Here is a 22,761-nt window from a genome sequence, read left to right as displayed (position 1 = left end):
GGTGCGGACGACAACTGGCTGGCAGGCGGACGGCCCGGCGGCGACGCTGCGACGGACGTCGCTGAAGCGGCGCGATCTGCGCCCGGACGACCTCGCGATCCGAGTGGACTACTGCGGTGTCTGCCACACCGATCTGCACGCCGTCCGCAGTCACGACGGCGAAGGGGGCCAACCTCTGGTGCCGGGGCACGAGTTCACGGGCGTGGTGGCCGAGGCCGGGCCCGCCGTCACCGGCTTCTCCGTCGGCGACCCTGTCGCGGTCGGCAACATCGTCGATTCCTGCGGGGAGTGCTCGATGTGCCGGGCCGGGCAGGAGAACTTCTGCCACGCCTTCCCGACCTTGACCTACGGCGGCGTCGACCGGCACGACGGATCGACCACTCTGGGGGGCTACTCCCGCGAGTACGTCGTCCGCGACCGGTTCGTCCACCCTCTGCCCGCCGGTCTGGATCCGGCCGCTGCCGCTCCTCTGCTCTGCGCCGGGATCACGGTCTGGGAACCGCTGCACAGCTTGGGCGTGGGGGCTCACAGTCGCGTCGCCGTGGCGGGACTGGGCGGCCTGGGCCATCTCGCGGTCAAGATGGCCGTGGCCGTCGGGGCTGACACCTCGGTCATCAGCCGCTCACCCGACAAGGCGGACGACGCTCGTCGTCTCGGCGCCCATGGCCTCCTCGTCTCGACGGACCCGGAACAGATGGCCGACGCCCGTGACCGGTTCGACGTCGTCATCGACACCATCTCGGCCCCGCACGACCTGGGCCCCTCCCTGCGCCTGGTCGCCATGGACGGGACGCTCAGCCACCTCGGGCACCTCGGACCCGTCACCGTGGAGACCATGGACCTCCTCGTGGGACGCAAGAAGCTCAGCTCCGCAGGCAGCGGCGGCAGGCCTGCGACCACCGCCATGCTCGATTTCTGCGCCGAGCACGGCATCACCGCCGACATCGAGCTCCTCCCCTCGGCGCGCGTGAACGAGGCCCTCGAACGCCTCGGCCGCAACGACGTCCGCTACCGCTTCGTCCTCGACATGTCCGACCTGGCAGCCTGAAGGAGGTGCCGAACGGCTGAATTCCGGCCCGGTGTCCGTCGGCCTGAACGGTCGGGGTGTGTAGTCCGGCAGTCGTGGGGGACCATGGAAGGCGACGCGCCTGTGGAGACGGGCAGGCCGCGCTCCAGACCGGCGAATGCCTCGCGTGCCGCCGGCCGCGGAAGGAGTGCCTGTGATGAGCGAAGCCGAATGGCGTCCGTCGGGCATCGACTGGGCTCGCACCCGCCGGGACAGCGAGCCGACGCAGCCGAGCGGGCTGATGGACCTTCTCGGCGTCGCGGCGACACTGCTGGACGCGGACGGACGGATCGTTCTGTGGAGTCCCCAGGCAGAGGAACTGTACGGGTACACCGCGGAGGAGGCGCTCGGGCAGTACGCCGCCCTGCTGCTCGTCCGTGAGGAGGACTGGGACTGGGTGATCAAGAAGTTCGCCGAGGTCATGGAGACCGGCCAGGGCTGGGGCGGCACGTTTCCCATCCGGTGCAAGGACGGGAGCACCCGGCTGGTGGAGCTGCGGAATACTCGGCTGCTGGACGACCGCGGCGACTTCTACGCCCTCGGGCTCGGCACCGACTCACCCACGCTTCGCGAGGTGGAGCGGGATGTCGCTCTGTCCACCCGGCTGATCTCCCAGTCCCCCTTCGGGCTGGCGATCCTCGACACCGACCTCAGGTACTTGGCCGTCAACCCCGCGCTGGAGCGGATGCACGGTCTCCCCGCGAAGGAGCACCTCGGCCGCCACTACCGCGAGATCATGAGCCCCGACAAGTTCGAGGTGATCGAGGTCGCGATGAGGAGGGTCCTTGAGACCGGGATCCCCCTGGTCGACGAGTCCACCGTCGTCGGCTTCACCCCGGCCGACCCGGAACAACGGCACGCGTGGTCGATCTCGGTGTACCGGCTGGAGGACACCCAGGGCCGTGTTCTCGGGGTGGCCGAACTCGTGGTGGACGTCAGCGAGCGGTACCGGTCGGCCATGGAGGCCACCGAGACCCGGCGGCGCCTGGCCCTGATCGCCGACGGCTCCGCTCGTATCGGCACCACCCTGGAGGTCGAAGAGACGGCCCGGGAGCTGGCCGAAGTGACCGTTCCCGAGTTCGCCGACATGGTCGCCGTCGACGTGCTCGACTCCGTCCTCGACGAGCACCGCTCCGCCTCCGACAACGGCCCCGCGCTCTTCCGCGCCCTCGCCGTGAAGGCCGCCTACCCCACCGAAGCCGTCCGGGCCGCCGATCCGCCGGGCAACATCACCTCCTATGACGCCGATCGCGTGGCCACCCAATGCGTGCGCACCGGCCGGCCCATCCTGATCACCCATGCCGATGGGAAGGACCTGAGTCGCATCGCGCGCGACGACCGCGCCGCCACGCTGCTGGCCCGGGCCGGGGTGCACTCCTACATGGCCGTCCCGCTGACCGCACGCGGCGCCGTCCTGGGCTTCCTGGGGCTTTCCCGCGCCCGGGATCCGCGGCCCTTCGACGAGGACGACCTCGCCATCGCCACCGAGCTCGCATTCCGCGCCGCGGTGTGCATCGACAACGCCCGCACGCACCAGAGCGTGCGCACCGCCGCCGAGACCCTCCAGCGCAGTCTGCTCCCCGACCACCCGTCCCGCCTTCCCGGCCTGCAGGTCTCTTCCCGCTACGTCCCGGCACAGGCCGCCTACGAGATCGGCGGCGACTGGTACGACGTCCTCCCGCTCGCCGGCGACAAGACGGCCCTCGTCGTCGGCGACGTCATGGGCAGCGGCATCGACGCCGCCGCGGCCATGGGGCGCCTGCGCACCGCCACGGCCGCCTTCGCCAGCCTCGACCTGGAGCCCGCCCGGGTTCTCGAGCAGCTCGACTCGATCACGTCGGGGCTGGAGCAGTACATCGCCACCTGCCTCTACGCCGCCTACGATCCCCACCGCGGCGAGTGCCGCATCGCCAACGCCGGCCACCTGCCTCCTGTTCTCGTGCGCAGTGGCGAGCGTCCCCGCCTGCTCGATCTGCCCGCCGGTATCCCGCTCGGGGTCGGCGGTGTCCCGTTCGAAGCGACCGCCGTCGAATTCGGCCTGGGCGACAAGTTGGTCCTGTACACGGACGGTCTGGTCGAGACCCGCCATGACTCCATCGACGAACGCCTCGCCGTCCTGGTCAGCGCTCTGGAGGGGGACGACTGCCCGTTGGAGGAAACGTGCGACCGCCTTCTTGAGGGTCTGCGACATCCGCGCGACCGCGACGACGTCGCTCTGCTGATCGCCCGCGCGGTACGTTCCCTGTGAGGAGGACGCGGGGTTACTTGCCCCAGATCTTCCGGTACGCCTCCCGATAGCCCGACGGGTCCCAGGTCGTGGCCCCGTGGCTGTTGTCGGCCGTGGTGATGTGGATGGGAGCCACATATCCGCTGGCGGGCCGAGCCGAGAAGGCGCGGTTGAACTCGTCGACGATCTGCCAGCCCTGCAGGGACAGCGGCTCGGGGACGGTGGCTGCCTGATACTGCTCGCTGTCGATGCGCTGGAAGGCGGAGGGGTCGCCGTCACCGGCTCCGATGTTGAAGGGCGGCCCGGCGCCGTTCTTCCCGGCGGCACGGAAGGCGGGGGCCGCGTCGGCGAAGTAGAGATCGTTGATGGCGACGGAGTGGGTCCACGTGCTCCCGAAGCGGGAGAGGAGAGAGGAGATCTCCCGGGGGATGCGGCTGCTCGCGTCCGAGATCGGGATGTTCTCGTACGACAGGAGCTGCACGCCCGAGCAGGTGGAGAGGTCCCTTCTGATCAGCTCGGACTTGTTCCTGGCGAAGGGGATCGAGGCATCGGTGATGAGCACGACCCCGGCGTGGCCGTCGGAGTGCTCAATGATCCACTGGGCGCTGATAGCGGCCACGTCCTCGACCCGGGTGGTGACGTTGGTGAAGAGCCGGGGTCTTCGGCTGGGTCCGGGGGCAGCGACCGCGTGCCAGCCGATGAGCGGGATGCCTGCCTCGCCGGCCTGCGAGACCTGCTCGGACGTCGAGTTGGGGTCGAAGCCGCCGATGACGATGCCCGAGGGTTTGAGTGCCAAGGCCGTACTCATCGCCGCCTGGACGCCTGCGGGCGTGCCCCCGCCGTCCATCACCCTGACGCTCCAGCCGATGACCCGTGCGGCTTCCCGCACGCCGTTCGCGGCACCTGCGACGCCGGGATTGGTCATGGCCTGGGCGACGTAGACGATGGTCTTGGCGGAGACCGCCGTGGGTCCGCTGGTCGGCCCGCTCCAGGGGACGTCGGTCCTTTCCGCCTGTCTGACGGCGGTCTCGGCGCGGGCCTGGATCGCGGGGCAGCCACCAGGGCCTGTGGGGGAGTTCTCCGGGCCGCTCGACGAGCCGCGTTCGCAGCCCGCAAGGACCGTTGCCGCGATGAGCAGGGTGGTGGCGACGGACCGCGCCTTCTTGACGCCGGAAGTGGCCTTGCGGTTGCCGTGCACGGGAGCTCCTCGCGGAGGAAGGGGCGGGGCGACGCGGCCGAGGGCACACAGGCGGTACCCGTGGCGCGGATCATGGAGTAGTGCCCGCCGCGCCACCGTCCCGAGTCGGGGAGGAGGGCGGCGGAGGCGGCGCGTCGGGCGAGTCGCGGGCCGCCACGGCGCCGGTGCGAAGGCGGCGGGCGGAGTAGCCGGACAGACCGACGGCCACGAGCAGGGTGCCGCCGTAGAACAGCGGAATCGTCCAGAAGCCCGCGCCCATCTGACCGATCCCCGTGAGGCCCACGGCCAGGACGGCGACGGCGACGACGGTGCCCATGGCGTTGAGGCGGCCGGGTCTGATCGCCGTGGAGCCGAGGAGAGCGGCGGCAAAGGCGGGCAGCAGGTAGTCGAGGCCGACGCTGGGGTTGCCGATCTGCTGCTGGGCCGCGAGCAGGACGCCGGCGAAGCCGACGATCAGTCCCGACGCGGTGAACGCATAGACGGAGTACCTGCGCGTCGGGATGCCGATGAGGTCGGCGGCGCGCCGGTTCGCACCGATGACGTACAGGTACCGGCCGAGCGGCAGCCGTTCCAGCACCACCCAGAGCGCGACGGCGAGACCGAGTACGTAGAAGGCGGGGACGGGCAGGCCGAGAAACGTGGAGTCGTAGAGGTCGGCGAAGGCGGCGGGCAGGCCCTGCGGGCCGGGGACGATCCGACCGCCGTTCGTGATCCAGCCGGTCACGGCGTACAGCATGCTGCCGGTTCCGAGAGTGGCGATGAAGGAGTTGATCCGGCCGAACTCGACGATGACACCGTTCAGGACGCCCACGACCGCCCCGCCGAAGAGCACCGCGAGGCAGGCGAGTGGCCAGGGCCAGCCGTTGTTGACGACGAGTTGCAGCACCATGACGTGCGCCAGGCCGAGGCCGTAGCCGAGGGAGAGGTCGAAGCTGCCCGTCACGATGGGGACCATGGCGGCCAGTGCGAGGACGGCCGGGATCGACTGGGTGGACAGGATCGCGTCGACGGTGTCCAGCGTGGGGAAGGTACGCGGCAGAGCGAGGGAGAAGATCAGGAAGAGCAGGGCGGTGAGCACCAGGAGGCCGTACCTGCCGATGAGGTGCCCGCCCGGTCCACGCGGTCGCCGGGGCCCGCCCGGTCGGCCGAGGTGCCGCAGCGGCCCCGTCCGCTGCGGCCGGGGGCGGGGAGGGGAGGGGGAGTCCGTCATGGGTGGGTCGCGGTTCCGGAGAGGGGCATGGCCGACGCCGCCCGGGTGAGCCCGGCGACGGTGAGGTCCGGACCGCTCAGCTCGGTCGTCACCGACCCGCGGACGAAGACCAGGGCGCGTCGGCACACGCCCGCGACCTCCTCGAAGTCGGTGGAGATCAGCAGGACCGCGAGGCCGGCGGCCAGCCCGTCGTCGAGCAGGCGGTAGACCGCGGCCTTGGCGCCGATGTCCACGCTCGCGGTCGGCTCCTCGAGGATCAGCAGGCGCAGGCCGACCCGGAGCCACCGGCCGATCACGACCTTCTGCTGGTTTCCGCCGGACAGGGTGGCGAGAGGAGCCTCGCTGTCGGGGGGCCGCACCGAGAGCCGTTCGATCAAGCCGGCCGCCTCGGCGCGTTCGCGGCGGGGACTGATCCAGCTCAGCGCCGACAGGCCGCCCGCGCCGGGGTTGGCCAGGAGGTTCTCACGTACCGTCAACTCGGCGGCGCAGCCCTCCCGCTGCCTGTCGCCGCTCACGAAGCCCACCCCGAGGCCGACGGCGTCGGCTACCGTACGCGGGCTGTACGGCCGACCGCCGAGCAGGACGCGCCCGTCGAGGACGGCCCGGGAGCCGGCGAGGGCTCGGCCCAGGTCCATGTGTCCTGCGCCCGAGAGTCCGACCAGGCCCAGGACTTCCCCGGCTCTGAGGTCCAGGCTGACGGGTCCCGCGCCTGCGGTTCGTACGCCGTCGAGGGTCAGGACGGCCGGGCCGTCGGCCGGGATCGTGCCGGGCCGGTAGTCGGCCGGTTCCTCGCCGACGATGTCGTGCACCAGACGGGCGGGGCTGCGGCCCGCCAGCCGGCCGTGGCTGACGAGGTGACCGTCGCGCAGGACGGCGAAGGCGTCGGCGACCTTGTACACCTCGTCCAGCCGGTGGCTGACGTAGAGGATGCCGTGCCCCTGGTCGCGCAGGGCGTGGAGCGCGCGGAAGAGCCGGGCGCAGTCCGCGGCGGGCAGTCGGGCGGTCGCCTCGTCCAGGACGATGAGCTTCGCGTGTGCCGCCAGGGCGCGGGCGATGGCGACCAGCGAGCGCTCGGCGGGCGACAGGCGGGCGATCGGTGCGTCGGGGTCGAGATGTCCGGCGATGGTCCTCAGGGCGTCGGCGCAGCGCTCCCGGGTCCGCCTCCAGGAAATCAGGCCGGCGCGCCGGGGATACCCGATGCTCAGAGCGATGCTCTCGGCGACCGTCATCCACTCCACGAGACCGAGGTCCTGGTGGATGAAGGACATGCTGCGGGAGGCGGCATGGCTTCCGAGCGGGTGCCCGTCCACCGTGATCTGTCCCGCATCGGCGTGGTGGACGCCCGCGAGCACCTTGATGAGCGTGGACTTTCCGGCACCGTTGGGCCCCAGGAGGGCCAGGACGCTGCCGGCGTGGACGTCGAGGTCGACCCCGGCCAGGGCGAGTGTCCCGCCGAACCGCTTGCCGAGCCCGCGGATGCGGACCAGAGGCGTCGCCCCCAAGGGCGGGACGTCCTTCCGGGAAGTGTCGGGAGCGTCATGCACGGACATCTCCGAGGGGTCGGCCGGCGAGTTCCATCCGACCTTCATCGCTGCAATCAGTGGGGTGAATTCGAGTATTTCAGACATCTTGCCCGCTGCCGCGACTCCAGCGGGTCAGCGGGCCGCCCGGGCGATCCGCGTGTCCCACGCTCGGCTCTCCCCTGTTCGACGGGCGTGTCCGCTGGACTGCGCAGGCACTCCTTCAGCCGCCGTCGAGCCCGCATTCGGCCCAGATGACCTTGCCCTCGGGCAGATAGCGCGTACCCCAGCTCTGTGCCAGCTGGGCCACGAGGAACAGGCCACGGCCGCCCTCGTCGGTGCTGGCCGCCCGGCGCAGGTGCGGGGCGGTGTTGCTCGCGTCGGAAACCTCGCAGATCAGGGTGCGGCCGTGGACCAGCCGTACCCGGATGGGCCCGGCACCGTGGCGGATGGCGTTGGTCACCAGCTCGCTGAGCATCAGCTCGGCGGCGAACGCGGCCTCGTCGAGTCCCCAGTCGGCCAATTGCCGCAGGGCGGCGGCGCGGACTTCACTGACCCGGGCCGGATCGGCGGGCAGGTCCCAGGCGGCGATCCGGCGCGGGTCCAGGGCGTGGGTGCGGGCGACGAGCAGCGCGATGTCGTCGCAGGGGTGGGCGGGCGCGACGGTTTCCAGGACCGCCTGACAGGTCTGCTCCGGGGTGTGCTCGGGGTGGGCCAGGGCGCCGCGGAGCTGATCGAGGACCACGTCGACGTCGCGGTGCCGGTCCTCGATGAGTCCGTCCGTGTAGAGGAGCAGCCGGCTGCCTTCGGGGAGGTGGATCTCGGCGGCTTCGAAGGGCAGGCCTCCGAGGCCGAGAGGGGGCCCGGCGGGCAGGTCGGGGAACGACACCGTGCCGTCGGGGCGCACCAGCGCGGGCGGAGGGTGGCCGGCCCGGGCCATGGTGCACTGCTGCGAGGTCGGGTCGTAGATGGCGTACAGGCAGGTCGCACCGATGACACCGACACCGGCGGCGGCGGGTTCCTCCCGGTCCAGGCGTCCCACGAGGTTGTCGAGGTGGGTGAGGACTTCGTCCGGGGGGAAGTCGAGTTCGGCGAAGCTGCGCGCGGCGGTGCGCAGTTGGCCCATGGTGGCGGCGGAGAGCATGCCGTGGCCGACGACGTCCCCGACGAGGAGGCCGATACGGGTGCCGGAGAGGGGGATGACGTCGTACCAGTCTCCGCCCACGTCGGATTCGGCGGGCAGATAGCGATGAGCGATCTCGACGGCGTCCTGGTCGGGCAGATCGTGCGGCAGCAGGCTGCGCTGGAGGGTCAGGACCATGGTGCGCTCGCGCGTGTAGCGCCGGGCGTTGTCGATGGACAGGGCGGCGCGGTTGGCGAGCTCCAGGCCCAGCGAGCGGTCGTCGTCACCGAAGGGGGCGGGGTCCTGCGCACGGTAGAAGCTGGCGATGCCCAGGATCACGCCGCGGGCGACCAGGGGGACCGCGATGAGGGAGTGGACCTGGGTGAGCAGCCGTTCGGTGTGTTCGGGGTCCTGGGCGAGCCAGCCCGCGGCGACCTGCAGATCCGGTTCCAGCACTGCCTGCCCGCTGGTCAGACAGCGCATCTGGGGCGTGGTCGGACCGAAGTCGACCTGCTTGCCGACCGGGCTGAAGGGAAGGTCGTCGCGGATGCCGTGCACCACCGTGCGGTGCAGGTCAGTGCGGGGGTCGGCGGACTCCTCGCCACGCAGTACGGCCTCGGGCAGGTCGATGGTGACGAAGTCGGCCAGTCGTGGCACCGCCGTCTCGGCGAGTTCCTGGGCGGTACGGCGCACGTCCAGGGTTGTGCCGATGCGGGCGCTGGCCTCGGACAGCAGCTCGAGCCGGCGGCGCGCGGCCAGGGCGTACGTCCCCACGCGCGGTTCCCCCACCATCACGAGCCCTCTTGTCCGGGGCGGGGCGCCGAGGCGATCGTCCGCCGCGTCACCCCTGCCTACGGTGCCGAACGGGCCGTAGGCGGTGTCGGGAAGGTGCCTGGACAACGCGGCGACGGACAGACGCCCGGGGGCCGCCGTGGCCGGAACGAACCGGGGTGGCCGGACGGCAGTGGCCACGGCGAGCCGGCTGGAGAAGCCCGGCGGTACGTCGACCCGGGTCGGAACGGCGAGGGGCTCTCGCGGTGCGGGGCCGGGAAGGACGGCCTCGATGGCAACGCCTTCCACCCCTGAGCCACTCCTCATCGGACGGCTCACGAGAGTGACCCGCCGACCGCCGGGCAGGGACACGACGACGGCGGCCCGCTGCCCGCGCGAGATCAGCTCGGCGGCCTTCTCCGTGAGGACCGCCCGGTCGCGGGGGTACAGGTCGAGGGCCAGTTCGTCCACGCCGATCGTGTGGTGAAGGCCGACGGAGGCTACGGCTCCGGTGTCCAGGTAGGCCCGCAACAGAGCGCGCTCACGCGCGGAACTCTGCCCCAGCAGCCGCTGCTCGATGGCCTGGGCCGCCTTGCGTATCGTGGTCGCCAGCGCGGAGTCTTCGGTGTTGCTCGGATAGCCGAAGCACAGGATGCCCTCGATACGACCGCTGAGCGGATCGCGGACGGGAAGCGCGCGGCAGGCGCTTCGCTGGGAGCGCTCGGCGAAGTGTTCGGCACCGTGAACGCGGATGAGTTGCCGCTCCGCCAGTGCGAGACCGATGCCGTTGGTACCCGCGACCCGTTCGGCGAACTCGAATCCCGGAACGCGCTGAAACGCCGGAAGACTCCTGGCCAGCGACGCCTCTCCGAAACGGCGCAGAAGGACCGTCCCGCTCGCATCGGCGACGGAGATGTTCATCTTGCTGCCGGCGAACATGGCCTGCAGCCGGTCGAGCACGGGGACGGCCGCGCGGACGATTCGAGCGTCCCGGTCGAAATCCTCCCTGTATGGGAGGTCGGCCTGGTCCGGCGAGAGGCCGAGGGAGCGGCTGCGCTGCCACGAACTCAGGATCGATGTGCGCACGCCTGACGCGACCGGCTCACCCTGAAGAAACCGCTCACGGGAACGGGCAGGCCCTGTGCCGCCTGTCGCGCGCCCCGTCGGCATCGTTTCTTCGCCGGCCAGAACCACGCTTCGCCTCACTCGCGTCTTCGACAGTCTATTCGTCGAAAATGATCCTGTATGCACGAGAATACGGTTATTAATGATATGAGTCACGATTTATGGGACCTCGCACACGCCATGACCGTACGGGGCTGTCGCCCGCGGCACGGACGGGATGCTGTCCGTCGTGGACCAGGACACCGAGGATCTGGACGCCGTGTCCCACACCCCGACGATCAGCCCCTGCCCCGTACGGTGCCGAGTCGCCGACGGCACCCGAGTGGGCCAGGCAATTCACTCGTCTGCTTTTCCATGAGCGCGCGTTCGGCGCAGCCGGGGCAGGCTGGCGTCCATCCCGCCGTTTTCCGAAGGAGAGCAGGTATGACGTCGTCCCTCCCTGTGTCGCGGCCTCGACGACGTCGAATACGCGGAACCGCCGCCGTGCTGCTGAGCGCGGCGACGTTCGCCGCCTCACCGGCCGCTGTCGCGGCCGGCCGGCCCGCAGGCCCCAGCAGCGACGTGCGCTCTGCCGACGGCAAACCGACCGTGGTGCTGGTGCATGGCGCGTTCGCCGACGCCTCCAGTTGGAACGCGGTCGTCGAGCGTCTGCAGAAGGACGGCTACCGTGTGGTCGCAGCCGCCAATCCGCTGCGCGGTCTGGCCGCCGATTCCGCCTCCGTCGCCGGCGTCCTGCGGAGCATCCAAGGCCCCATCGTCCTCGTCGGCCATTCCTACGGCGGCGCGGTGATCAGCCAGGCAGCGACGGGCAACCCCAACATCAAAGCGCTCGTCTACGTCTCCGCCTTGATGCCCGACAAGGGAGAAGTCCTCGCCCGACTGGCCGCCAGGTTCCCCGGCAGCGCGCTCAACCCCGCCCTCAAGAAGGTGCCCTTCCAGAACGCGGACGGCACCACCGGCACGGATCTCTATGTCGCTCCTGACAAGTTCCACGCGGTCTTCGCCGCGGATCTGCCCCGGAAGACGACCTCGGTGATGGCGGCGACCCAACGTCCGATCGCCGCCTCGGCCTTCAACGACAAGGCGACTTCCGCCGCGTGGAGGACCATCCCGTCCTGGGCAACCGTCGCCACCCGCGACAAGGCCATAGCGCCCGACGTGGAGCGCTTCGAAGCCAGGCGAGCCGCTTCCCACGTCATCGAGATCGACTCCTCGCACGTCGGGATGATCTCTCACCCCGACGCCATCACCGACCTCATCCTCGACGCCGCCCGCGCCCAGTCCCCTGCCACGCCGTCCATGGCCAGAACGGGCTTCCCCACGCTCGGCCTCGCCGGCGCCGTCGGCGCGATGCTCATCGCGGGCACGGGACTCGTCACCCTCGGCCGCAAACGGCCGAACCACATGCACTGATGCACCGGCCGGCCCGGAAGCGGCAGGACTCGCCGCCGAGACAGAAGAAGGTGCTTCTCGCATCGTGAACAACGTGCAGAAGGTCGCCCTTGTCACCGGCGCTTCGCAGGGTATCGGCGCCGCCCTCGTCACCGCCTACCGCGAACTCGGCTACGGGGTCGTGGCGGTCTCCCGCTCCATCGGCGACTCCAGCGACCCCGAGGCACTGGCCGTGCGGGCCGATGTGGCCGAGCCGGGCGTCGGCGCTCGCATCGTCGACGCGGCGCTGGAGCGGTTCGGCCGGATCGACACGCTGATCAACAACGCCGGAATCTTCATCGCCAAGCCGTTCACCGAATACACCGACGAGGACTACGACGCCGTGGCCGGGGTGAACCTGCGCGGCTTCTTCGAGGTCTCCCGCAGCGCCGTCGCCGCCATGCTCTCCCGGGCCGGTGGGGGCCACCTGGTGAACATCTCGACCACCCTGGTCGACCACGCCGACTCGCGGGTGCCCGCAGCGCTCGCGTCGCTGACCAAAGGCGGGCTGAACGCGGTCACCAAGGCGCTGGCGATCGAGTACGCGTCCCGCGGCATCCGGGTCAACACCGTCGCGCTCGGCACCGTCCGCACCCCGCTGCACCCGGCCGCGGAGTACGAGACTCTCGCCGCGTTGCAGCCGCTCGGCCGGGTGGGCGAGATCGACGACGTGGTCGACGCGATCCTGTACCTCGAGAGTGCCTCGTTCGTCACCGGAGAGATCCTGCACGTCGACGGGGGCCAGAGCGCGGGGCGCTGAGCGGCGGTGCGCCGGGCCCCCGCCGGCACATGTCTGACGGAGCCGTGTCGCTGACCTCGGCCTTCGGCTGCCGCCACGTCAACACCCGGTGACGGTCGGTTCGCGAAATACTTTCGGAAACGTGCCGGTGACACAGCGGCGTCGTGTCCCAATACTGTCTCCATCCGGCTCACGTCTCGTTGAGCGGAATGTGCATCCGTGAGAAATCGGGGCCGTCGGCCTCACACTCCGTCATTCGGCAGTTCCCGATGCGGACTTCGTGGCGATCCTTCCAGGGGAATTTCATTGATACAGAATTTGGTACGGAAGGCTCTCGCGTCAGCGACAGCCGTCGGCGTCGGCCTGGCGTTCGCCATCGCCTCCGCCGTGAGTGCGTCGGCGTATCAGCCGAGCCCGTCGAACTTGTATGTGGCGGACAACCCCGCCGCATGCAACAAGAACCCCTGCGTTCTGTACCCGAAGTCGGCCCAGCTTCCGAGCGGCCGGATCGTGGCGGCGTTCGAGAACGATCAGACCGCCCCGGTGGGACAGACGATGCCGGTCTACAAGAGTGACGACGAAGGGACGACGTGGCAGAAGCTGGCCGATGTCAAAGCACCGGCCTACCTGTCGAGTGACGCCAAGTACACGAAGTACACGAGCAATTGGACGAACCCGTATCTTTATGTGCTCCCGCAGAATGTCGGAAACCTGAGCGCCGGCACACTCCTTCTCGCGAGCGTGGTCTCGGGCGACGACTATTACTACGAGGAGCAGAAGGCCGCCAATTCCGGTTGGTCGCCGTCCAGTGACGGCGACCGGAAGGACGTGGCGCTCGCGCTGTACTCCAGCACCGACGACGGCGCGACCTGGAACATCGTCAACATCATCGCCACCGGCGGCTGGCAGGGCGGCAGCGCGGGAAGCCTCGGGCGCGTCTCGACCGCCAACACCCACGCGCAGGTCGACCCGGTCTGGGAGCCGCACCTCGTCGCGCGGAACGGCCAACTCGTCGCCTACTACTCGGACGAGAACGACTACCTCGGCTACGACGCCGGCACGGGCGTGCCGGTCCTCGACCCGGACAACGACACCGCGCCGGATTCGGGCGGCCAAGTCCTCGTGCACAGAACCTGGGACGGCAGCGGCACATCCTGGAGCGGACCGGTCGTCGACGTCCCGGGTTCCACCGTGGACCGGGGCAACGGCAAGACGGAGATCGGCGGCGGCCGCCCGGGCATGACGACGATCGCCCCGACCACCGACGGCAAATGGCTCCTCACCTACGAGTACTGGGGCGGCGGAACGAACGTCCGGTACAGGCTCGCGGACGATCCCCTGAAGTTCTACGCAGCCGCCGACGCCCCGATCACCAACCTGCCCGTGCCCACCGGCGGACACGCGCTGTCCACGGGCGGCAGCCCGGTGCTCCTCCCGATGCCGGACGGACGGATCGTCTACAACGCGTCGGGCAGCGGCAACGTCTGGGTGAACGAGTCCGGTCTCAGCAACGGGACCTGGAAGGAGTACCAGACACCGATCGCCGCCGGGTACAGCCGCAATCTCCAGTACGTCCAAGGCACGGGACGGGTCCTGATCCTCCAGGCATCCTGGAGCGGCGGAAGCGTCGGGCCCGTGCGCTATGCCGAGGTCGACCTCGGCCGGTCCGACGGTACCTACGACACGCTCGTCAACCGCCTGACCGGTCAAGTCCTCAGCCCCGACACCGGGAAGACGCAGGACGCGAACCTCACCGGAAACGTCCCCGACCTGGTCCTCAAGGCCCGGAGTGCCACGGACGACTCGCAGCGCTGGCACCTCACGGCCAAGGGCGCCGACGTGACCTTGCTCAACAAGACCGGCGGCCGCTCGGTCGCCATCTGGACCGGCAGCGCGACGGCCGGGCAGAAGCTGGCCCAGTGGGTCGACGACGGAACCACCGACAAGCAGTGGACCCTGGTCTCCTCGTCGACCAGCGGGTACTACAAGCTCCGTTCGGTCAAGAACACCAGCCTGTACATGAGCGGAGCGACCGCGGGCGGCTCCGTCACCGTGGCGGCGTCGACCGACGACGGCTCACAGGACTGGCAGTTGGTGCAGGACCCACTGCCGACCGACGCGTCCTTCACACTGAAGGGGAGCAACTCCGGCCGCTGCCTCGACGTCCCGAACGGCCAGGCCGGCGTCCAGGTCCAGATCTACGACTGCTCGGGCAACGCCAACCAGACCATCACCCAGACCACGGCCGGCGAGCTTCGCGTCTCCGGCAAGTGCCTCGCCGCGAACGGTGACGGCACCACCGCGGGCACGAAGCTCATCCTGTGGGCCTGCAACGGGAAGTCCAGCCAGAAGTGGTGGTTGCGTCTGGACGGTTCCGTCGTCAACCGCTCCAACGGTCTCGCCATCGACGTCACCAACTGGGCGACGGCCAACGGGTCGCCCGTGGAACTCTGGACGGCCCTCGGCAACGCCACCCAGAGGTGGAGCCGGGGATAGCCTGTCCGGGCGGGGTGCGTGCCGCACCCCGCCCGAACGGCCGTCAGCGGGACCTGTCCGCGTGCCGGGGAACGGACGTCGACGTCCGCAGCACCAGCTCCGTCGCCAGCTCGATCCGCGGGGACACGGGCGGCCGGCCCTCGGCGAGCTGCATGAGGACCCGAGTCGCCTCGTGCCCCAGTTCCTCGAACGGCTGGCGCACCGCGCTCAGGGGCGGACAGGCCATGGCCGCGACCAAGGTGTCGTCGAAGGACATGACGGCCAGATCGTCCGGTACGCCGAACCCCTCCTGGCGGGCGGCCTCCAGCACGCCGAGGGCCTGCGCGTCGCTGGCCGCGAAGACGGCCGTGGGCGGCTCTTCGGAGCGGAGGATCTGAAGGCTGGCCGTCAGCGCCTCGTCGTAGTCGAAGTCGGTGGAGCGGACGATCGAGGGGTCGTAGACGATCCCGGCTTCCTCCAGGGCCGCCCGGTAGCCGTGCAGGCGAGCCGCCCCGGCCAGGGAGTGCGAGCGGCCCGCGACCATGCCGATCCGGGTGTGCCCGAGCCCAAGGAGGTGCTGCATCGCGTCCCTGGCCCCGTTCCAGTTGGTCACCCCGATGCTCGGGATGTCCAGGGACGGCGCGCTGAGCGGGTCGATCAGCACCACCGGGAGGCGCTGCTCGACGATACGGCGCTGGTCGTCCTCGGCCAGCATCGAGATCACGATGATCAGCCCGGTGGCACCGAGCGCCACGCACTCCTCCAGCCACCGTGAGATGGGCCTGCGACTCGTCGTCCCGGTCACCACGTTGATGCCGAGTTCGCCGGCCGCGTCCACGATTCCGCGCGCGACTTCCAGTGTGTAGGGCCCGGACATGTCCCGGAACACCGCGATGATCTGCCGGGGTCGTGCGGGCTCTCGCTCCCACGGGCGGACATACCCGTTGCGGGCCAGCAGCTCCTCCACGCGGGCCCGGGTCGCCGCACCGACGTCACGGCGCCGGTGTACGACCTTGGACACGGTGCTGAGAGACACCCCCGCCTCGACGGCGATGCCCGTCAGCAGCCCGTACTGCGCCTCCAGATGAGCCTTGCCCTGAGCTGCCACCCGATGCCCGCCCCATTGCCGACACCGATGCGCCGAAAACGCATCGAATCCCTGGTCAGAACCTCCGCCGCAAGCTAACGGGACCGCATGCCCAGGGGCAAGAGCGGTGCCGCCGCTGCCGTGCCTGTCCGGCTACGTCCGCTCGACGGTCACCTGCACGGTGTGGTGGCGTACGACCGTCGCGTCCCGTTCCTCGCCGACGAGGAGGACCGTTCCCCGCACCGGTGTGTCCAGGCTCGATGATCCCGCGTACAGCAGGATCTCGCCGGGCTCGACGACACGGTGTCCTTCCAGGCCGGTGAAGGCAAGCCGGTCGGTGTGGACGCAGAAGCGGACGGTGGTCTGCTCGCCGGGGTCGAGGCGGATCTTGGCGAAGGCCAGCAGCGCACGTACCGGCCGGGTGACCTGGGCGACCGGGTCGACGGCGTACAGCTGGACCGTCTCGGCGCCGGGCAGGGCACCTGTGTTCCGTACTCGCGCGGAGACGGTGAACTCCCCGTCCGTAGGCACCTGTTCGCGGTCGACGGCCATCCTGTCGATCTCGAAGGTGGTGTACGACAGCCCGTGCCCGAAGGGGAACGCGGGGGTCGGATCGAGGTTGGACAGCCAGCTCTGCCGGTCACCCAGCGGCGGGTGGAGGTAGGTGTAGGGCTGGCCGCCGGGGGACATGGGGAGCTGTACCGGCAGCTTTCCGCTGAAGTTCGCCGTGCCGGCGAGGAGTTCGGCCACCGCCCGGCCGCCCTCCTCGCCGGGCAGGAAGACCTGCACCATCGCCGCGGCGTCGGCGACGAACCGGCCGACGGCGTAAGGGCGTCCACTGCTGACCACCAGGACGACCGGCCTGTTGGTCGCGAGGACCGCCTCCACCAACTCCTCCTGTACGCCGGGCAGTCGCAGATCCTCGACGTCGCAGCCTTCGCCGGAGGTGCCGACGCCGAACATGCCGGCCTTGTCCCCGACGACCAGGACGGTCACGTCGGCGTTGGAGCAGGCCTCCACGGCGGCCGGGATGCCGGTCCGGTCCTCGTCACGGATCGGGCAGCCCTGGACAAACTGCCAATCCACGCCCGGTAGTTCGGCGGTCAGTGCGGTCCGCAGGGGTACGGCCTCCACTCCGTTGCCGAGGTCGTCGCGGTCGGCGAGGACGTGGTTGGGGAAGCTGTAGCAGCCGAACATGGTGCGGACGTCGTCGGCGCACGGGCCGATCAGGGCGATCCGGCCGGCCGAGGGGAGAGGCAGGGTTCCGTCGTTCGTCAGCAGGACGGCGCTCGACTGGGCGACCGCGTGGGCGAGTTGACGGTGTCCCGGCTTGTCCAGGTCGAGTGCGCCGGCGCGCAGGGCGGGCGGGCGCGGGTCCCATCCGGGGTCGAGCAGCCCCAGCTCGATCTTCTGCCGCAGCACCCGGCATACCGCACGGTCGACCGCGCTCTCGGCCACCTGCCCCTCCTCCACGGCGCTCACCAGTGCCTCGCCGAAGCCGCGCTGGTCGGGCAGTTCGACGTCCATTCCGGCCCGCAGGGCGAGCGCCCCGGCCTCGGGCAGGTCGGCCGCCACCCGGTGCGCGTTCACCAGGAACGGCAGCGACCAGTAGTCGGAGACGACGGTGCCCTCGAAACCCCACTGGTCACGGAGCACGGACGTCAGCAGCCACTCGCTCGCGGCGGGGGCCTCGCCGTCGATCTCGGCGTACGAGTTCATGACCGACCCCACACCCGCGGCGACGAGCCGTTCGAAGGGCGGCAGGATGACGTCGAACAGCTCCCGGCGGCCGAGCTGCGCGGGCGCGTGGTTGCGGCCGCCCATGGAGGCCGAGTACCCGGCGAAGTGCTTGAGGGTGGCGACCACCCCCGCGCTCTGCACGCCCAGGACATATGCCTCGGCCATCTCGCCGACGAGAGAGGGGTCCTCGCCGAAGGTCTCCTCGCAGCGGCCCCAGCGGTAGTCGCGGATCACGTCGACGACGGGGGCCAACCCCTGGTGGACACCGGCCTCGGCCATGTCGGAGCCGATGGCCTCGCCGACCCGGCGGATCAGGGCGGGGTCGAAAGTGGCAGCCATGCCCAGAGAGGTGGGGTAGATCGTGGCGCCGTAGGCGGTGAAGCCGGTCAGGCACTCGTCGTGGGCCATGGCCGGGATACCGAACCGGCTCTGCGCCATGACCTGCCGCTGGTGCCCGGCCAGCAGTCGGGCGTGTTCCAGGGCGGGCCGGGGGAGTGTGCCGTAGGGGCGGGTGAGCTGGCCCAGGCCGTGCCGGGCGGTCTCGTCGAGGTCGCCGACCCGGCCGAAGTGGTTGCTGCCCGGGGCGACTTCGGGGCCGTCCGCCTCGATGTCCTCCCAGGTGCTGCTCAGCTGCGCGACCTTCTCGGGCAGGGTGAGCCGGGCGAGCAGGGTCTCGACGCGCTCGTCGACCGGCAGCGCGGGGTCGGTCCAGGGGCGGTCGGGTCCGCTGCTGTCTCCCGGGTGCGGGAGGCCGCCGTGGTCCGGCATGGTGGTCGTCATTCACGACTCCTCGGGGTGGTACGGGGGAACGCGTCGCGGCGGCCGGGCATGCCAACCCGGCCGCCGTCGCGGGACGCGTTGCTGAGACGAAGGTGGGGAGGCGGGCGAGGGCCCGCTACTTGGAGAATCCGGCGGTGAGGCCGGCGACGAGCTGGCGCCGGGCGAGCACGAACACCACCAGCATCGGCAGCGTGGAGAGCACCACCGCGGCCATGGTCGCCGGAACGTCGATGCCGAACTGGCCCCGGTAGAGCGTCAGGGCGAGCGGCAGCACCGCCTTGTCGCCGCTCTGGGTGAGGATCAGCGGGAAGAGGAAACCGTTCCAGACCTGGAGGCCGTCGTACACGGCGACCGTCACCAGCGCCGGGCGGGCCAGCGGTGCCGCGAGCGACACCAGCATCCGCCAGTCGCCCGCGCCGTCGACGACCATCGCCTCGAACAGGGAACGGGGCACGTCCCGCAGGAAGCTCACCAGGATCATCACGGTGATGGGCAGCGCGAACGCCACCGACGGCAGCACGATCGCCGCCAGGCTGTCGTACAGCTGCATCCGGATGATCAGTAGGTACACCGGGATGATGACCGCCTGCAACGGGATCGCCAGGCCCAGCAGAAACAGCCGGAACGTCACCCGCGACCAGCGGCTGCCGGAGTTGCGGACGATCGCGAACGCGGCCATCAGGGCGGCGACCACGGTGAACACGACCGTCGCCACGGTGACGACGGCGCTGTTGAGCAGATAGGTCGCGAAGTCGCCGTCCAGGACGGTCCGGTAGTTCGCCAGGGTGGGGTGGCCGGGTGGGGCCAGCGGACTCGCGGTGGTGAAGTCCGTACCGCTGCGCAGACTGGTCACGACGAGCCAGTAGATCGGCACGACGACCAGCGCCGTCCACAGCAGCGCGGCGCCGCCGGTCAGCGCACGGCGCAGGGTCGTGGCCACCAGGTGCGGCCAAGGAGCCCGTCGCGCCGGGGCCGAACGCCCGGCGGTGTCCGCCCTGTTGTCCTTGCCGACACCTGCCTCGGTCGGTGTCAGGGTGGTGCTCACAGGCCCTCCTGTTGGCTGTCCATCCGGGTGAACCCGGACAGGCGGGTGGTCAGCAGCGACAGACCGAGGCCGAACGCCACCAGGAGGGTGGCGACCGCGCTGGCCCGGCCCATGTCGTGCGCCTGGAAACCCGTGATGTACATCGCCAGCGGCAGCACGCGGGCGGCGGTGCCGGGACCGCCGGTGCCGCCCGACAGCACGAAGATCAGGTCGAAGTACGTCAGCGAGCCCACCAGCATGAGCGTGCCGGAGGTGACCATCGTGTACTTCAGCTGCGGCAGCGTGATGCGCAGGAACCGGGTCGCGGGACCGGCGCCGTCGATCGCGGCGGCCTCGTACAGCGCGGTCGGGATCTGCCGTATCCCGGCCTGGTAGAGCAGTGCGTGGAACGGCACGAACTGCCAGGCGATCACGAAGATCACCGTATACAGCGCGAGGTCCGGCGAGCCGAGCAGCGGCCTCGCCAGCCAGTGCAGCCCGGGCGTGGCACCGATGCCGAACGACGGGTCGAGCAGGGCCTGCCAGGTCAGTCCGATCGCCACTGCCGACAGCAGCAGGGGCAGGAACCAGAGCACCGCGAACAGCGAGCGCAGGCGTCCGTTCGGCGCCTGGAAGACACCGAGCGCGAGCGCGAGGGGCGTCTGGACCAGCCAGCTGATCACCATCACCTTGACGGTGAGCCACAGAGCCTGCCAGGTGGCGCCGTCGGTCAGGACGGAACTCCAGTTGGCGGCGCCGGCCCAGCCGATGGAGCCCAGGCCGTCCCAGCGGGCGAAGCCGAGCGCCACCACGCCCACGAGGGGGACCAGACCGAACAGACCGAAGAGGAGCAGGGCGGGGGCCGCCATGAGAGCGCCACTGAAGCGGCGCCCGCCACGGCCGGTCGTACGGGTCGTACGGGGGGTGCGGAGCGTGGTGGCCACTACGAGCCCGCCTTGCTCATGTTCGCGCCGAACTGCTCGGGCTTGATCTGCCGCAGGAACGATTTGTCAACGTTGGTCAGGAGCGGGTCGGCCTGGTCCGAGGGCAGGGCCTGGTCCCAGGAGAGCTGGAAGCTCGGGGCGTTCTGCACCAGGTCGTAGACGAACGTCAGCCACGCCTTGTCGGGCGACTTCGTCGCCGCCAGCTTCGACTCCAGACCGTTGACCGGCGGCACGCTGCCCGTCGCGAGGTAGGCGTCGACCTGGGAGTCGTCGAGGACGTACTTCTTCAGGTAGGTGATGGCCGCGGACTTGTGCCCGCTCGACGCGTTCAGCGACAGGAAGTTCGAGGGGTTGCCGACGATGCTCTTCGCGTTGCCCGCGCCGCCGGTCAGCGCCGGGAAGGCGACATAGCCCAGGTCCTTCTTGACGAAGTCCGGTGCGGCCTTGACGAGGTTGGCGTACTCCCAGGTGCCCATCACCTCCATGCCCGCCTTGCCGGTGTAGAGCAGGGCGGTGGAGGCGCCCTGGTCGTAGTTCACGGAGGAGGCGTTGTTCCCGAACGCGCCGGCCTTGGCCAGGTCCTGGAGGTACTGATTGGCCTTGGTGACCGTCGGATCCGTCCACGCCGTGGCGTCACCGGAAGCGATCTTCGCGAACGCCCGGGACCCGCCCGTGCGGTCGAGCAGGTACTCCAGGTACATCAGCGTGGGCCACTTGGAGTTCGCCGCGAGGGACAGCGGAATCACTCCGTCGCCCTTCAGCTTCCCCACGGCCGTCATCAGCTCGTCGTACGTCTTCGGCGGCTCCACGCCCGCGTTCTTGAGAACCTTCTTGTTGTAGTAGAGGACGACCGGGGCGAGGCCGTTGGCGGGCACGCCGTAGACCTTGCCGTCGAAGGTGGCGCTCTGCATCACGCTCGGCGTGAACCGGTCCGTCTTCACCTGCGCCGCCGTCAGCGCGTCGACCTTGCCCGCCTTGACGTAGTCGTCCAGTGCGCCGCCGCCCCAGTTGAAGAAGATGTCCGGCGCCTGGTTCGCGCCGAAGGCCACCCGCAGCTTCTGCTTGTAGTCGTCGTTCGCGTACAGCCGCAGCGTGATCTTCTCGTCGGGATGGTCCTTGTTGTAGGCGTCGACGGACTCCTTCAGGATCGTCTGGTCGTTGAGTGCCCACATCGTCAGGCCCTTCGCCGACGTCGTCGTGGACGGTCCCGAAGTCCCGCACGCGGCGAGGCCTATGGCCGCCGCGACGGTGACGGCGGTCGCGACGACGCGCCGGGCTCTGATGTTCCGGAATCCGCGCATGTTCTGCCTCATCTCTCTGCACGCCGGGGGTGCGTCAGGCAGATCGGAAAGCATTACGAAAGGCTTTCGCGTTTCCCGCCGAGGCGGCCTGCCTGCTGGATCGGGACACTGACATGTCCTTCACACCCGGGACAAGGAGGGGAAATGCCTCGGTTACGAAAGACTTTCGTGACCCGGACCCCGCCCGTGGGGACACGAGCGGCCTTCGGCATCGCATGGCGAGCGAGCGGGGGAGAGATGCTGCGGCGGCGGGCTGCCGTCCACCCCGAGCCACCGCCAGGGATCGAGCGCGGCGGGGTCGACATCGACGACAGGCCGTTGGCGCCGGCCGATCCGGACCGAGCCCGACGGGGCCGCTGCGGCTACGCTTCCACGGCACAGCCGATGTCGAGCAGGACGGGGGGATCGTGAACCGACCACTGCTGTTCCTCGACGTGGACGGGCCACTCAACCCCTATGCGGCCAAGCCGCAGAAGCGCCCCGACGGCTACACCACACTCAGAGTGCCCCTGGACAGCGGAACTCCTGACGAACACAGAGGACTCCCCGCCCGGCGGCGATCCCTGCGGGTCTGGCTCAACCCGGACCACGGGCGATCCCTGCTCCAGCTCGGCTACGAGCTGTGCTGGGCCACCACATGGATGGACGACGCCAACCGGTGGATCGCTCCGGTGCTCGGCCTTCCCGAACTCCCCTTCGTCGACTTCGGCGACGCACTGTTCCAGTACCGGCCCGACGGGGTCCACTGGAAGACCGGTCCCCTGGTGGACTACGCCGACGGCCGTCCCTTCGCCTGGGTGGACGACGAACAGAGCGATCTGGACCAGGCATACGTGACCGCCCACCACCGCGGGCCTGGGCTTCTGCACCACGTCAACCCGCGAATCGGTCTGCGCGAGGACGACTTCCGCACGCTCGCCGACTTCGCCCGATCCCTGGACACGTCACGAGCCATCGGCTGAGCACGTCGCCAGCCCTTCGCACGATCCCGGTCAGCGCC

Annotated in this window: 15 protein-coding genes; 6 read left to right on the top strand and 9 right to left on the bottom strand. The window is 70.2% G+C overall.

Going from position 1 to position 22,761, the window contains the following annotated elements:
* Position 1: 1 nt before the first annotated feature.
* Entirely contained in the window at positions 2-1,048 is a 1,047-nt protein-coding gene (locus ACFZDJ_RS25670; protein ID WP_391061896.1) for an alcohol dehydrogenase catalytic domain-containing protein, read from the top strand.
* Positions 1,049-1,223: 175 nt separating this feature from the next.
* Positions 1,224-3,314, top strand: a complete 2,091-nt coding sequence (locus ACFZDJ_RS25665; protein ID WP_391061892.1) for a SpoIIE family protein phosphatase — start codon at positions 1,224-1,226, stop codon at positions 3,312-3,314.
* A 13-nt stretch (positions 3,315-3,327) separates the two neighbouring features.
* On the opposite strand, the gene ACFZDJ_RS25660 is transcribed toward ACFZDJ_RS25665, so the two are convergent.
* From ACFZDJ_RS25660 to ACFZDJ_RS25645, 4 genes are all read right to left on the bottom strand, one after another.
* Entirely contained in the window at positions 3,328-4,491 is a 1,164-nt protein-coding gene (locus ACFZDJ_RS25660) for a substrate-binding domain-containing protein (RefSeq protein WP_391061889.1), read from the bottom strand.
* A 70-nt stretch (positions 4,492-4,561) separates the two neighbouring features.
* Positions 4,562-5,701, bottom strand: a complete 1,140-nt coding sequence (locus ACFZDJ_RS25655; RefSeq protein WP_390937573.1) for an ABC transporter permease — start codon at positions 5,699-5,701, stop codon at positions 4,562-4,564.
* Positions 5,698-7,245 (bottom strand): ATP-binding cassette domain-containing protein, encoded by a 1,548-nt coding sequence (locus ACFZDJ_RS25650; RefSeq protein WP_391062491.1) that lies wholly within the window; start codon positions 7,243-7,245, stop codon positions 5,698-5,700. Before ACFZDJ_RS25650 ends, ACFZDJ_RS25655 begins: the two co-directional genes overlap by 4 nt.
* 199 nt (positions 7,246-7,444) lie before the next feature.
* Positions 7,445-10,309: a SpoIIE family protein phosphatase gene (locus ACFZDJ_RS25645; protein WP_391061887.1), complete on the bottom strand. Its 2,865-nt coding sequence runs from the start codon at positions 10,307-10,309 to the stop codon at positions 7,445-7,447.
* Between the two features lie 354 nt (positions 10,310-10,663).
* On the opposite strand from ACFZDJ_RS25645, the gene ACFZDJ_RS25640 reads away from it, so the two are divergent.
* The 3 genes from ACFZDJ_RS25640 (at position 10,664) to ACFZDJ_RS25630 (ending at position 14,906) form a co-directional block, all read left to right on the top strand.
* On the top strand, positions 10,664-11,653 hold the full coding sequence (locus ACFZDJ_RS25640; RefSeq protein WP_391061884.1) for an alpha/beta fold hydrolase: 990 nt from the start codon (positions 10,664-10,666) through the stop codon (positions 11,651-11,653).
* 64 nt (positions 11,654-11,717) lie between these two features.
* The gene (locus ACFZDJ_RS25635) at positions 11,718-12,431 is read left to right on the top strand and encodes an SDR family oxidoreductase (protein WP_391061881.1); all 714 of its coding nucleotides are present in this window, start codon (positions 11,718-11,720) and stop codon (positions 12,429-12,431) included.
* 285 nt (positions 12,432-12,716) lie between these two features.
* On the top strand, positions 12,717-14,906 hold the full coding sequence (locus tag ACFZDJ_RS25630; protein ID WP_391061878.1) for an RICIN domain-containing protein: 2,190 nt from the start codon (positions 12,717-12,719) through the stop codon (positions 14,904-14,906).
* A 43-nt stretch (positions 14,907-14,949) separates the two neighbouring features.
* On the opposite strand, the gene ACFZDJ_RS25625 is transcribed toward ACFZDJ_RS25630, so the two are convergent.
* The 5 genes from ACFZDJ_RS25625 to ACFZDJ_RS25605 all read right to left on the bottom strand — a co-directional run bounded on the left by ACFZDJ_RS25625 (position 14,950) and on the right by ACFZDJ_RS25605 (position 21,761).
* Complete coding sequence (locus tag ACFZDJ_RS25625; RefSeq protein WP_391061875.1) at positions 14,950-15,993, bottom strand: substrate-binding domain-containing protein; 1,044 nt, start codon at positions 15,991-15,993, stop codon at positions 14,950-14,952.
* Positions 15,994-16,125: 132 nt separating this feature from the next.
* The gene (locus tag ACFZDJ_RS25620; RefSeq protein ID WP_391061873.1) at positions 16,126-18,492 is read right to left on the bottom strand and encodes a glycoside hydrolase family 3 N-terminal domain-containing protein; all 2,367 of its coding nucleotides are present in this window, start codon (positions 18,490-18,492) and stop codon (positions 16,126-16,128) included.
* Positions 18,493-18,607: 115 nt separating this feature from the next.
* Positions 18,608-19,537, bottom strand: a complete 930-nt coding sequence (locus tag ACFZDJ_RS25615; protein ID WP_390937559.1) for an ABC transporter permease subunit — start codon at positions 19,535-19,537, stop codon at positions 18,608-18,610.
* A complete protein-coding gene (locus ACFZDJ_RS25610) occupies positions 19,534-20,385 on the bottom strand; it encodes an ABC transporter permease subunit (protein ID WP_391062488.1) in 852 nt (283 codons plus the stop codon). The genes ACFZDJ_RS25615 and ACFZDJ_RS25610 overlap by 4 nt, the downstream gene beginning before the upstream one ends.
* A gap of 74 nt (positions 20,386-20,459) precedes the next feature.
* Entirely contained in the window at positions 20,460-21,761 is a 1,302-nt protein-coding gene (locus ACFZDJ_RS25605; protein WP_391061870.1) for an extracellular solute-binding protein, read from the bottom strand.
* A 407-nt stretch (positions 21,762-22,168) separates the two neighbouring features.
* Between ACFZDJ_RS25605 and ACFZDJ_RS25600 the strand changes: the two genes are divergently transcribed.
* Complete coding sequence (locus ACFZDJ_RS25600) at positions 22,169-22,723, top strand: hypothetical protein (RefSeq protein WP_391061868.1); 555 nt, start codon at positions 22,169-22,171, stop codon at positions 22,721-22,723.
* The last annotated feature ends 38 nt before the right edge of the window (positions 22,724-22,761 follow it).

It is taken from the genome of Streptomyces sp. NPDC007896, assembly GCF_042959425.1.
In the GTDB taxonomy this organism is placed as follows: domain Bacteria; phylum Actinomycetota; class Actinomycetes; order Streptomycetales; family Streptomycetaceae; genus Streptomyces.
This window is presented reverse-complemented; position numbering and strand designations above follow the sequence as displayed.